This window comes from Dyella silvatica, assembly GCF_026283955.1.
GTDB lineage: Bacteria > Pseudomonadota > Gammaproteobacteria > Xanthomonadales > Rhodanobacteraceae > Dyella_C > Dyella_C silvatica.
Genome location: NZ_JAPDPE010000141.1, coordinates 1 through 12,785 on the forward strand (window position 1 = coordinate 1; position 12,785 = coordinate 12,785).

The 12,785-nt window shown below is 61.6% G+C and carries 9 protein-coding genes and 2 pseudogenes; 4 read left to right on the forward strand and 7 right to left on the reverse strand.

Going from position 1 to position 12,785, the window contains the following annotated elements; all coding sequences use genetic code 11:
• A pseudogene (locus OUZ52_RS20175) lies at window positions 1–401 on the forward strand (asparagine synthase-related protein); the annotation flags it as partial.
• A 144-nt stretch (window positions 402–545) separates the two neighbouring features.
• Entirely contained in the window at window positions 546–854 is a 309-nt protein-coding gene (locus tag OUZ52_RS20180; RefSeq protein WP_266160355.1) for a hypothetical protein, read from the forward strand.
• Between the two features lie 96 nt (window positions 855–950).
• On the opposite strand, the gene OUZ52_RS23075 is transcribed toward OUZ52_RS20180, so the two are convergent.
• From OUZ52_RS23075 to OUZ52_RS20190, 3 genes are all read right to left on the reverse strand, one after another.
• Entirely contained in the window at window positions 951–1,064 is a 114-nt protein-coding gene (locus OUZ52_RS23075; protein ID WP_425493895.1) for a DUF418 domain-containing protein, read from the reverse strand.
• A 1,194-nt stretch (window positions 1,065–2,258) separates the two neighbouring features.
• Complete coding sequence (locus OUZ52_RS20185; RefSeq protein ID WP_266160356.1) at window positions 2,259–2,831, reverse strand: phosphatase PAP2 family protein; 573 nt, start codon at window positions 2,829–2,831, stop codon at window positions 2,259–2,261.
• Window positions 2,800–3,960 (reverse strand): glycosyltransferase family 4 protein, encoded by a 1,161-nt coding sequence (locus tag OUZ52_RS20190; RefSeq protein ID WP_266160363.1) that lies wholly within the window; start codon window positions 3,958–3,960, stop codon window positions 2,800–2,802. Before OUZ52_RS20190 ends, OUZ52_RS20185 begins: the two co-directional genes overlap by 32 nt.
• Before the next feature lie 138 nt (window positions 3,961–4,098).
• Here OUZ52_RS20190 and OUZ52_RS20195 point away from each other — a divergent pair, with 138 nt between their 5' ends.
• Window positions 4,099–4,533 carry a DUF4399 domain-containing protein gene (locus tag OUZ52_RS20195; RefSeq protein ID WP_266160358.1) on the forward strand — a complete coding sequence of 145 codons (435 nt, stop codon included), beginning with the start codon at window positions 4,099–4,101 and terminating at the stop codon, window positions 4,531–4,533.
• Between the two features lie 49 nt (window positions 4,534–4,582).
• Here the strand turns inward: OUZ52_RS20195 and OUZ52_RS20200 are convergent, their stop codons facing one another.
• The gene (locus OUZ52_RS20200) at window positions 4,583–5,383 is read right to left on the reverse strand and encodes a transporter (RefSeq protein ID WP_266160359.1); all 801 of its coding nucleotides are present in this window, start codon (window positions 5,381–5,383) and stop codon (window positions 4,583–4,585) included.
• Window positions 5,384–5,416: 33 nt separating this feature from the next.
• Here OUZ52_RS20200 and gltX point away from each other — a divergent pair.
• Window positions 5,417–6,791: pseudogene (gene gltX, locus OUZ52_RS20205) on the forward strand (glutamate--tRNA ligase).
• Between the two features lie 75 nt (window positions 6,792–6,866).
• On the opposite strand, the gene OUZ52_RS20210 reads toward gltX, so the two are convergent.
• The 3 genes from OUZ52_RS20210 to OUZ52_RS20220 form a co-directional block, all read right to left on the reverse strand.
• Window positions 6,867–8,324 carry an efflux transporter outer membrane subunit gene (locus tag OUZ52_RS20210; RefSeq protein WP_266160360.1) on the reverse strand — a complete coding sequence of 486 codons (1,458 nt, stop codon included), beginning with the start codon at window positions 8,322–8,324 and terminating at the stop codon, window positions 6,867–6,869.
• Window positions 8,324–11,524 carry an efflux RND transporter permease subunit gene (locus OUZ52_RS20215; RefSeq protein WP_266160361.1) on the reverse strand — a complete coding sequence of 1,067 codons (3,201 nt, stop codon included), beginning with the start codon at window positions 11,522–11,524 and terminating at the stop codon, window positions 8,324–8,326. The genes OUZ52_RS20210 and OUZ52_RS20215 overlap by 1 nt, the downstream gene beginning before the upstream one ends.
• Window positions 11,525–11,583: 59 nt before the next feature.
• Window positions 11,584–12,785 (reverse strand): efflux RND transporter periplasmic adaptor subunit (locus OUZ52_RS20220; protein WP_266160362.1); only part of this gene is annotated, 1,202 nt, incomplete at its 5' end.

Sequence of the window (12,785 nt, forward strand, 5' to 3'; positions counted from 1 at the left end):
CACATGCGTGCCGTGGACCTGATCTACTACGGCATGGACTGTGGCCGGTGAATCCATTGAGCGATCCTAATCTGGTCGCCTTTTGCCACCAGCTTCCGCGCGAGTATCGGCAAGGCCGGGAAGTCATGCGACAGTATTTACATGCCCAGCTGGGCGGCGAGGTGTTCCCTCGTGGCTACACCAAAGAAACCTTCGTGCAGGTGCTTCCCGAGCAGATTTCCAAGCATGCCAAAACCGTTGCCTCGCAGTTGCGCGACTGTGCCTTGGCCGACCTTGGCCTGGTCGACCAGAGGGCCGTGCTGACCTTGCTGGACACGGTGGCCGCTACGCGGGGGCAGGTGCCGACGGCGGCATTGGCCTCATTTCTCTGGCTTGAGCGATGCGTACGGCAGGTGAGTTGATCGCGTCTGACGCGCGCCCATGTCGCTGTCCGCAGTCACCCTGGCTAATCGCTCGCGTGACACGGGCGATGACTGCCCCGTCCGCGGATGCCGATGCTTACTTTCGGTATCCTGGAAACGTCCGTTACCGCGTCGGGGCGGAGCATGAACTCAAGGGAGATCTCGATGACTTGGACGGACATAATCGAAGCGCCACTGGTTGGCCTCATGGTTTTGAATGCCGTGGTTTCCATCGCGATCGTCAGAAGCGATGGCCTTACCGGTCGCCAGAAAGTTATGCAGATTCTGATCGTATGGCTTGTTCCAGTGCTGGGAGGGCTGTTTCTGGGCATGTTTATCTGGACCCAGCGTGGCAGCGCTCCCGCGACCGGCTATGTATCTACTGCCGATCAGGCCGCGAGCCAGGCTTACGACGCCATCGATGCATCGCCACCATCGCGCGAATCCCATTGACTGCGAATGGTATCGGTGTGGTCAGGGCGATGAGGCTATGCCTGCATCCAAGCGAAGCGAAGCTTGCAAGCAAGGCGTAGGTATAGCGAGGGCATCTCAGCTAGGGGATACAAGCCACGTCGGCCGGCGCAGATAGGTCAGGTAGCGCCAAAGCCATTCCATCGGGCCGTAGCGATGGCTACTTAGCCACCAGCGACCAGCGCGCCAAATGGCCTAGGCCGCCAAGCCCGGTGTTGGCGGGTCGGGGCGGCTCGCTGCTGCCGCAGAGCGTGCATCGTTACGTGTTGCGCACCCACCATGGGTCGGCATTCGCCATGGCTCTACATAGATCAGTAGATGCCGGCGCCGCGCGGCATGCTGATCGAGTTGTCCACAGCGACGGTGGACGTGACTTGGATAAGCCTGTGGACAAGCCCGTTGCGGGCCTTTGCTAACAAGCACTTGGCACAGTGTGATGGATTTATGACCAGATGCCGGCGAGGCTTGCCCTGAGTTTTCCACAGCGATTGTGGAGGGTGATGGGCAAAGCCTGTGGATAGATGCGCTATCTATCTGAGCGATAACGCATGTCCTACACCGTGCGTAGAGTTTGTGCAGTAGCGTGGTTTGGCCAACATGCCTGCGGAGCATTGGCGGATGTGCTTGCACCGGCATCGATGTGCGCGCTGCCATGCGAGTTTTCCACAGCGATTGTGGAAGGCAGTGGGTAAAGCCTGTGGATAGGTACGCTATCTATCTGAGCGATAACGCATGTCGTACACCGTGCGCAGAGTTTGCGCAGCAGCGTGGTTTGGCGAACATGCCCGCAATGCATTGGCGGAGGTGTTTGCATCAGCGTCGATGTACGCGATGCCATGCGAGTTTTCCACAACGATTGTGGAGGGCAGTGGGTAAAGCCTGTGGATAGGTACTCTATCTATCTGAGCGATAACGCATGTCGTACACCGTGCGTAGAGTTTGTGCAGTAGCGTGGTTTGGTAGATGTGTTTGCATCAGCGTCGATGTGCGCGATGTCGTGCGAGTTTTCCACAGCGATTGTGGAAGGCAGTGGGTAAAGCCTGTGGATAGGTACGCTATCTATCTGAGCGATAACGCATGTCGTACACCGTGCGCAGAGTTTGTGCAGCAGCGTGGTTTGGCCAACATGCCCGCGGTGCATGGGCGGATGTGCTTGCACCGGCGTCGATGCACGCGTTGCCATGCGAGTTTTCCACAGCGATTGTGGAAGGCAGTGGGCAAAGCCTGTGGATAGGTACTCTATCTATCTGAGCGATAAGCTATGTCGCACAGCGTGCGTAGAGTTTGCCCAGTGCGTTGAGCGACACGCCGCCGGTGCTGGCGTAAGGCGAGTCGTTGTGACGGCTGGCGTCCGCGCAAACCGCGTCGCGGCTGGAATCATCCCGCTCAGAGCATCGCCAGCATGGAAGAAATCCACAGCGACATCGCGCCAAGTCCGCAGCCAATCATGATGGCCGCGAGCACATCACTGGGGTAGTGCAAGCCGAGAATCACCCGCGAGGCGGCGATCAAGGCGGTGAAGCTGAGCAACAGTGGCGAAAGGATCGGATACCAGGCCAGCGCCACGACGGTAAAGCTCACCGCTTGCAGGGTATGCCCGGAAGGAAAACTGAATTCGTCCAGCGGCGGTATGTGAGCGATCACCCCGGGGCAGGTGCGAAACGGTCGTGGCCGGCGGGTCCAGCGCTTAAGCAGGCGATACAGCAGCAGCGCGGTCAGTCCGGTTGCCGCCATCTGCACCGAGGCGAGCAGGCCGCGGCGCCCATCGAGCAGGGCCAGGGCAGCCATCAGCGCATACCAGAACACACCGTCGCCGAGACGGCTGATGGCACTGAAGAACATACCTACCGCGCGGCGTGCGCCCCAGTGATTGGCGGCGACGCAGAGGCGGCGATCGATGGCAAAGCGTGGCCCGGCGGCCGGGAAGTCAGGCGTGGGCAGTGGCGGTATGGCGCTCATGCGTGCTCTCCTCACTCAGTTGACGCAACAGAGTCTCGAACTCGCGGATCACCGCTTCGGGCGAGAGGCCGGCCACACTGCTGTGAGCGGTTTCGCCCATTTGATGGAGCAGTTGCAGATTCGCCGCAAGCTGCACCGAGGCGGCAATGAAAACCGCTTCGTCACAGGGCTTGATGCGATAACCATTGATGCCGTGAAAGAGATGTTCGCGCGCAGCGCCTTCCTCGTAAGCCACTACCGGCAGCCCGGCGGCGAGCGCCTCCAGGATCACGTTGCCAAAGGTTTCGCTGAGGCTGGGGAACAGAAACATGTCGGCGCTGGCGTAATACCGCGCCAGGTCTTCGCCGCGCTGCATGCCGGCGAAGATGAAATCGGGATTGGCCTGTTGCAGCGCGGCGCGGGCAGGGCCGTCGCCCACCCAGACATAGCGCGCATTCGGCACTTGCTGCTGGATGGCGCGGAAACTGCGCACCGCCAGGTCGAGATTCTTTTCCGCGGCGATCCGGCCGACATAAAGCACCACCGGGGTCGTGGCATCGGCGTGCCAGCTGTCGCGCAGGGTTTCATCGCGATAACGCGGGTGAAACAGCTTGGTATCCACCGCGCGGCGCAGCAGCCGTGCGGTGGGCACGCCGATAGCGCGCAACTCGTTGGCAAGGGCGTCGGTAGGCACCAGGGTGGCGGCGGCGCGGCAATGGAAACGGCGCAGATAACCGCGCACCAGCGGGGTGATCAAGCCGACGCCATAGTGGTTGGCGTAGGCATCGAAACGGGTATGAAAGCCGGTGGCGACCGGTATATCCAAGGCCTTGGCGGCACGCACCGCCGACCAGCCCAGCGGACCTTCGGTGGCGACGTAGATGGCATCGGGGCGTTGCTTGCCCCAGTGCTGGCGCAACAGGCGGCCCGCCGGCAGGCCAAAGCGCAGGCCGGGGTAGCGTGGTAGCGCCATGCCGCGCACTTCGAGTGCCTCAATGCCAGGCTCATCCTGGTGCGGTTGTGGCTGGCGTGGCCGGATCAGGTCGATGCTGTGGCCGTGGGCGGCGAGGCCGGCGGCGAGGCTGTGCACGGTCAGTGCAACGCCGTTGATTTCGGGGGAATACGTTTCGCTGACAATGCCGATGCGCATGACAATCTCGATGCTGGCCCGGCGTAGGATCGGCGCGTGGCGTTGCGGGGGCATGGCGCTCGCATGACGACAGCATGACGGTCGATGGAGTAGGGTCTGCGCTTACACTCTGCCGCTTCAACCTACGGAGACCCGCTGATGAAACGCATCCTGCTTGCCCTGGCCCTGACCACGTTGACCCATGCGGCCCTGGCTGCCGACGCGCCAGGATTGCCGGTGACCAAGGCGCCTGCCGGTGCCGAGGTTTACATCATCTCGCCCAAAGATGGCGCGACGGTGAAGGCGGAGTTCACTGTCGAATTCGGTTTGAAAGGGATGGGCGTGGCGCCCGCCGGGATCAAAAAGGAAGGTACCGGCCACCATCACCTCCTGGTCGATGTGCAAGATCTACCCGCAGCCGGCCAGCCGATCCCCAAAGACGATACGCATCTTCACTTTGGCAATGGCCAGACCCAGACCACGCTGAAGCTCGCGCCGGGTACGCATACCTTGCAGCTGGAGCTGGCGGACGAAAACCACATTCCGTTCGATCCCGCCGTGGTTTCCAAAAAAATCACCGTGCATGTGAAGTAACTCCGGCAGTGCGTTTGCACCGGCCTCGGCTTGGCCGAGGCCGGTGCGATCAGTGGCCGAAATGCATGGCGACGCCAAAGCCGGCCTCCCAGTCGGGTGCCCGCCCGGCCAACCGGTGACGGCACCAGGTATCCCATTGCAGGCGTTCGTTGGCTAGCCAGGTCAGGCCAAGGCCCAGGCGGCTGCCATGGCGGCCCTGGCCGTGTTCCAGCACCGCCTCGCCATAGGCGCCCCAGCTGCGGGTGAAGGCGTAGCCGTAGTTGGCGGCCAACTGGATATCGTTGCTGTTGCCACTGCGCTGCCATTGCGCGAAATAGTTGAAGGCCTGGTGCTCATCCCATTGCTGTTCCACATTCAGCCCCAGCGTGTATTGCCGCTGCGGGTTGCGAATGCCGCGGCTGCCATTGGTGAATTCGACCGTGCCCAGCGCACCCCAGCTCCAGTCCGGGTTGGCAGAGGGCAGGGCCAACTTGAGGCCTAAGCTGTTGTCGCCGTGGCCCTGGCTGAGTTGATCGCCGCCGGCGCCGCTGTTCTGCTGCCGCGCATAGGGCGCGCCACCGAGCTGCAGTTCCAGCCCGGAAAGCAGGCCGACGCGTAACAAGCTGTCGGTCAGGTACTGACTGCTGCGTACCCCGGCATCGTGAGAGAGGCTCCAACTGGGCAGGCCTTGTTCATAGGTCACGCTGCCGGGTTTCAAGGTGTTGGGGGCGAAGCCCAGACCGGGGCGGTCATAGCTCGGCGCATCGTCGGCTAGCGCGTCGATGGGCAGGCCGAAGGCGGCCAGCGCCACCGATATCGCACAGAGCTGACGAAATCTTCGGTGATCCAGGCCAGTTCCGTTAAAATCCATGCTTTCGCCTTGTGCCCATCTTAAGAATCCCCCATGACTGTACGCACCCGCTTCGCCCCAAGTCCAACTGGCTTCCTGCATATCGGCGGTGCGCGCACCGCGCTTTATTGCTGGCTGGAGGCTCGTCGTCGCGGCGGTGAATTCGTGCTGCGTATCGAAGACACCGATCGCGAGCGCTCCACCGACGAGGCCGTACAAGCGATTCTCGATGCGATGCAGTGGCTGGGCCTGGGCGCCGACGAGGCACCGATTTACCAGACCCACCGGCTGGCACGTTACCAGCAGGTGGCCGATGAGCTGTTGGCGGCGGGCAATGATCGAGGCCATGCGCGAGGCTGCGATGGCCAAGGGCGAAAAGCCCCGCTACAACGGCTACTACCGCGACCGTAACGAGCCCTACCGCGACGATCCGAACCGGGTGATTCGCTTCAGGAATCCGACCGAAGGCTCGGTGGTGTTTGACGACAAGGTCAAGGGCCGGATCGAGTGGGCGAACAGCGAGCTGGACGATTTGGTGATCTTCCGCTCCGATGGCTGGCCGACCTACAACTTCGCCGTGGTCGTGGACGACATCGACATGGGCATCACCGAGGTGATCCGTGGCGACGATCACGTCAACAATACGCCGCGGCAAATCAATATCTATCTCGCCCTCGGCGCCAAGGTGCCGGAGTTTGCCCACTTGCCGATGATTCTCGACAAGGAAGGCAAGAAGCTTTCCAAACGCACCAATTCGGTCAGCGTCATGGAGTATCGCGATGACGGCTTCCTGCCGCATGCGCTGCTCAATTATCTGGTGCGCCTGGGCTGGTCCCATGGCGATCAGGAAATCTTCTCGCGCGAGGAGATGGTCAAGCTGTTCGATATCGGCGATGTGAACAAGGCCGCTTCGCGTTTCGATACCGAGAAGCTGTCATGGCTCAACCAGCATTATCTGAAAAGCGACGATCCGCAGACGCTGGTGCCGGAATTTGCCTGGCATCTCGCCCGCGCCGGCATTGATACCAGCCATGGCCCCGCGCCGGCTGATGTGATTGTCGCCTTGCGCGATCGCGTGCATACGCTGAAGGAAATGGCCGAGCGCGCGAAGATCTGGTATGCGCCGATCGGCGAGTGGGACGACAAAGCGGTCGCCAAGCATTTGCAGAACGACACGGCGGTGGCGGTGTTGCAGGCCGCACGTGCCGGCTTTGAGGCGTCAGCGGCGTGGACGCCGGATGCGGTGCATCAGGTGGTCGAGCAGGTTGCCGCATCGCTGGAGCTTGGCTTGGGCAAGATCGCCCAGCCATTGCGTGTGGCGATGACCGGTACCCAGGTATCGCCGTCGATCGAGCACACGGTATATCTGGCTGGGCGAGCCGTAGCGCTTAAGCGCATCGATGACGCCATCGCTAAAGCACAAGGCTGACTTGAGGCGGTACGGGCTGAGGCGATACCGTTCGATACGATACGGCTTTTCATCCCCTGCAAGCAGGGGATGACGCTAGGGGGCATCCGCCTGCCAACCACCGCCCAGCGCTTGAATCAGCGCGGCCGTATCGCTGAAGCGGGCAGCCTGTGCCTGGATCTGCGTCACGCGCGCTTGCTGGTACGCCTGCTCGGCGCTGAGCAGGGAAAGTCCGCTGACGAAACCCAGCTCAAGCTGTTGGCGGGTCAGCTGCAGGGTTTTCTTTGCCGCGGCTTCTGCCTGGGTGGCGGCGCTTAGGGTACGGGCGTCGGCGTCGAGCGCATAAAGCGTGTCGGCAACGTTTTGAAACGCACCCAAGACCACTGTGCGGTATTGCGCTGCCGATTGTTCCAGGGCGGCTTCCGCGGCGCGTTGGCGATGCTTTAGGGTGCCGAAATCGAACACGGTCTGGGTCAGGTTGCCGGTGAGGCCCCAGAAGGTATTGCCCTGTTTGAACATGTCGCTGAAATGAGTCGAACTGCCGCCGTAGTTGCCGGCAATGGAAAACTGCGGCAAGCGATTCGCCAGCGCGATACCGACCTGCGCGCTGGCCGCATGGACTTGTGCTTCGGCCGCACGCACATCCGGGCGTTGTTCAACCAATTGCGAGGGCAGGCTCAACGGCAGTGCTTGCGGCAGGGTGAAACCGGTCAGCTCGAAATCTTCGTTGCCGCCTTGCGCGGGTGGGCTTCCCGCCAATACCGCCAGCAGGTCGCGGGTTTGTTCCAGTTGTTTTTGTAACACCGGCAGGCTTTGCTGCGCCTGCGCCAGGGCGGTTTCCTGGGCGGCTACGTCCAAGCCAGAGGCACCGCCGAGGCTGGCTTGTTGCCGCATGATGCTTAGCGACCGCGTGCTGGCTGCGATGATGTCCTGGGTGGCGTCGATTTGCGCACGCAGCGCCGACTCCTGGATGGCTGCGGCCACCACATTCGAGGCCAGGGTCAGGTATGCCGCTTCAAGCTGGAACCGTTGCGTATCGGCTTGTGCTTGCAGCGATTCGACGGTGCGTCGATTGAGCCCGAATACATCAGGCGCATAAGCAATGCTGAGTTGAGCCGTGTGCAGCGTGTACATCGCCGCGCCGGATGTCAGGGTGGGCGAGATCGTGTCGACGGCATTCTTTTGCCGGCTCGGTGAGTAACCGATTTGCACGGAAGGCAGATAAGCCCCGCGCTGCGCGATGACGTTTTCTTGCGCCTGGCGCAGCGCGGCCTGCGCGCTCTGGATGCTGGGGTTGTGCTCTAAGGCGCGCTGCACCAGCGCATTCAACGCGGGTGAGCCAAAGACCTGCCACCAGGTCCGGCTGATCTGCGCACTGGGATCGAGATGCTGCGCGTCCGGTGTCGGCGCGGCGCTGCCGATCGTGGCGGGCAGTGGCGTGCGGGTATAACTTTCCGGGTTGGCTGATGCAGGCCGGTGATAGTCCGGGCCTACCGCGCAGCCACCGCATAGCGTGGCGAGCAGGGTCAGGGCGAGCATGCGTTGCCGACTCATCACAGACCTCCCTTCTCGGTGGGTTTGTGCGCCCGCCGCTGCTTGCGGTCTTGCGACCACTCCACCACGCATACCTGTAGCGCGGGCGCGACGATGAGCAACATGATCGGGCCGAGCAGCATGCCGCCGACGACCACCGTGGCCAAGGGCCGCTGCACCTGGCTGCCGATACCCGTGGACAAGGCGGCAGGCAGCAAGCCGATACAGGCCGATAGTGCCGTCATCAACATCGGACGCATGCGTTGCTCGGCGGCGTGATACATCGCCTGCAGCGGTGTCTTGCCCTCAAAGATCAGATGATTGAAATAGGTGATCACCAAGATGCCGTTCATCACCGACACGCCGAACAGCGAAACAAAACCAATCGCGGCCGACACGCTCATATTCAAGCCGGATAGATACAAGGCGATGATGCCGCCGGCGATCGAGAATGGAATCGCCGCCAGCGTCAGCAGGCTGTCGCGGAAAGAGTTGAACAAAGTAAACAGCAGCGCGAGGATCAGTCCGACGGCAATCGGCAACACAATGGCCAGGCGGTGTTTGGCCTGCTCCAAATCCTCGAATTCACCGGCCCATACGATGTGATAGCCGCTGGGCAGCTTGACGTGTTCGGTGATGCGTTGCTGCGCTTCTTCCACGGTGCCGCCAAGGTCGCGGCCGCGCACGCTGAACTTGACCGGGATAAAGCGCTCGTTGCGTTCGTGATAAATGTACGACGCCCCGGTATCGAGTGAAATGCTTGCTAGCTCGCGCAACGGGATATACGCCATGGCGCCACTGGCGGTGGCATAGCCGACCTTGATGTTGCCGATCGATTCGACACTGGAGCGATATTCCGGCGCCAGCCGCACCACCAGCGAAAATTGCTTATCGCCTTCCAGCACGGTGGTCGCCGTGGTGCCGCCCGCCGCGGCCTGCACCACGCTATTGATGTCACCGGTGTTGAGTCCGTAGCGCGCGGCCTTGGCCCGGTCGATGGTGATGTTGAGATTGGGCTGGCCGAGTACGCGGAATACGCCAAGGTCTTGCACGCCTTTGACTTGGCGCATCTCATGCAGCACCTGGTCGGCCAGTTTCTCCAGTATCGGTAGTTCCGGGCCGATGATCTTGACGGAGTTGGCGCCTTTGACGCCGGACAGGCCCTCTTCGATGTTGTCCTGGATGTATTGCGAGAAATTGAATTCGACACCGGGGAATTCGTTGCTGAATTCTTGTTGCAGTTCGCTGACCAGTTGTTCTTTGGTATGGCCGGCCGGCCATTCGCTCTCGGCTTTCAGCGGTACGAATAATTCGACGTTGTAAAAGCCCGACGCATCGCTGCCGTCGTCCGGGCGGCCGTGCTGTGACACCACGGTAATGACTTCCGGATGCGCTTTGACGATGCGGCGCATCCGGTTGACCTTGTCCATGCCCGCCTCAAGCGAGATGGTGGTCGGCATGGTGGCGCGAATCCACAGGTTGCCTTCTTCCAGGGCCGGCAGAAATTCGGTGCCGATGCGTGGCAGCAACAGGCCTGCCAGCAAAAGAAAACCGAGGCCCAGGGCGACGGTGGTTTTGCGCCGGCTCAAGGCCCAATGCAGCACCGGGGAGTAAACCCGGCGAATGGCCCGCACAAACCAGGTCTCGGTTTCCTTGATGTGCTTGGGCAGCAGCAGCGAGGCCAGCACCGGGGTCACCGTGAAGGTGGCGATCAGGGCGCCGGTCAGCGCATAGGCGTAGGTGCGCGCCATGGGGTTGAAGATCTGCCCTTCGACGCCTTGCATGGTGAACAGCGGGATAAATGCCGCCACGGTGATCGCCGAGGAAAACAGCACCGCACGATCGACTTGAATCGCGCTGATAAACAGCAGCCGTAATCGCTCGGTCCAGCCATGCCCGGCATGACCTCGGGTATACATGGCGAAGTTGCTTTGCGCTTGCTCGTGCAGCAGCTCTTGCCGTTCCGTCGCATTCTTCTGGAAATTGCGGAAGATGTTCTCGATCAGGATGACCGCCGAGTCGACGATGATGCCAAAGTCCACCGCGCCGACCGAAAGCAGGTTGGCCGAGTCGCCCAGCATCACCAGGATGATGATGCTGAAGAACAGCGCGACCGGAATATTGGCGCTGACGATAATGGCGCTGCGTAGATCGCCAAGAAAAATCCACTGGATCAGAAACACCAGCAGGCATCCGAACAGCAGGTTGTGCAGCACCGTGTGGGTGGTTACGTCGACCAGGGTCGAGCGGTCGTAGATCGGCGCAATGCGCACACCGGGGGGCAGGGTGCCGTCGGAGTTCAGCTTGTCGATTTCCGCCTTGACCCGGGCGACCACTTCGTTGGTTTGCAAGGTGCGGTTCATCACCACGATGCCGGTGACCACATCGTCTTGATCGTCGCGGCCGGCTTTGCCCAGGCGCGGCACCGAGCCGACCGATACCTTGGCTACATCGCTGACCAGCACCGGCGTGCCGTTGGATTGCGACAGCACGATATGGCTGATGTCGTCAGTATCCTTGATCAGCCCTACACCGCGAATGTTGACCGATTGCTGGCCGATATTGATGGTGCGGCCGCCGACATTAGTGTTGGCATTGCCCAATGCCGCGATCAGCTGCGGCAGCGTCACGTTATAGCCTTCCAGTTTATGCAGGTCGGCGTCGACGTTATATGCCTTGGTAGTGCCACCCCAGGTAACTACCTGGCTGATGCCCGGCACCGATAGCAGGCGTCGCGTAACCACCCAGTCTTGCAGCGTGCGCAGGCCGGTCAGCCCGTAATGCGATGGGCCGACAAGCTGATAGCGATAGATTTCGCCGACCAGGCTGGACGCTTGGATCTGCGGCTGGACATTGTTCGGCAAGCTGGCGTTCTGCTGCAGATTCAACGCTGCCTGGGTGTAGGCGAAGTAGTAGTCGGTGCCGTACTTGAAGGTGACGCGGACGAACGACAAGCCGTAGAACGACGTCGAGCGAATGTTTTCCACCCCGGGTGTCGTCGCCAGTGCCAGTTCCATCGGGCGGGTATAGCTGCGTTCCATTTCCTCGGCGGAAAGCCCTGGCGCCTGTGCGGTGATTTCCAGAATCACCGGCGCAGGGTTGGGGTAGGCCTCGATATTGAGCTTGGCATAGGCCACCAGCCCGGCAACGACAAAGGCCGCCAGCGCCATGATGACGATGGCGCGCCGGGTCAGTGCGAACGCAATAATGCCTCTGAGCACGTCTGGCCTTCTTTCTGGGTGAGCTACTGAACTTAAGGGATGCCGCGAAACGTGCGGAATTACTTCGACTGCAGGGCCAGTGCGTTACTCAGGAAGAGGGCGCCATCGCCGGCGACACGCTCATCGGCGGACAGGCCTTCGAGTATCTGGTCGAGCCCGTCTTGTTGTTGGCCGAGCCTGACCGCGCGGCGTACGAAATGCAGGCCGTCTTTGGTGATGAACACGGTCATGCTGCCGTCGCCTTCACGCACCACCGCATCGATGGGTACCGCCACAGAGTGGGTCGGGTCGGCGGTGCGGATCTGAAAGCTGGCCAGCATTTGCGGGCGTAATTCATGCCGCGGATCGTTGATGGCCGAGCGCACCGCGATGCGATGGGTGCCTGGATCGATCGCGCTGCCGATGGTATCGATGGTTCCCTGCAGCTTGCGCCCGGGCAGCGCATCGACCGTTACGGAAACCTGTTGCCCGGTCTGCAAGGCGCTGACATCGGCCTCGGCGACATTGGCAATCATCCACAAGGTTGACACATCGGCGACGGTGAACGGGGCCGGTGCATTGCCCGGCTGTACCAGCACGCCGGGGGCGACATTGCGGGCGGTGACCAGGCCGGCAAAGGGGCTGACAACGCGCAGTTCGCCATCGACTTTGCGGGTGGCGACCAATCGATCCATCTCGGCCTCGGATTTGCCAAAAATACGCAAGGCATCGCGGGCTGCCTTATAGCTGGCTTCGGCGCTTTGTTGGTCGGAGCTGGCTTGATCCACATCTTTTTGCGCACTGGCCTGAATCTCCAGCATCTTGCGCGTGCGCTCTAGTGCCTTGCTGGTGAGCGCGCGGGTTGCCGCGGTGGCGATCAAGTTCGATTCGGCCTGCACCAGATCCGGGCTATCGAGCGTAAATAGCGGTTGATCCTTGGCGACATGGTCGCCGGTCTTGGCCAACACCTGCCGCACACGGCCCTGGTACGGCGAAAACACCGGGGTCAGCCGATCTTGATTGAAGTCGATATAACCGACGCCGTCGCGGTGTACATCGAAGTCGTGCATGCGCGCCGTCACGACGGCGACATGCTGAGCCTGCTGGTTGGTAATGGTTACGGTGTCTTGGCTGGCCGAGGCTTCGGCCTTGGCTTCGCCCGCAGCCTTGTCGTTGTGGCGGGTCAGCGTTGCGTAGCCGAGGTAAACGCCGAGGATGACTACCAGGGCGAGGGCGGCCTGCCACCATCGGCTCTTGATTGATTGACGTCTGGCGTGCATGC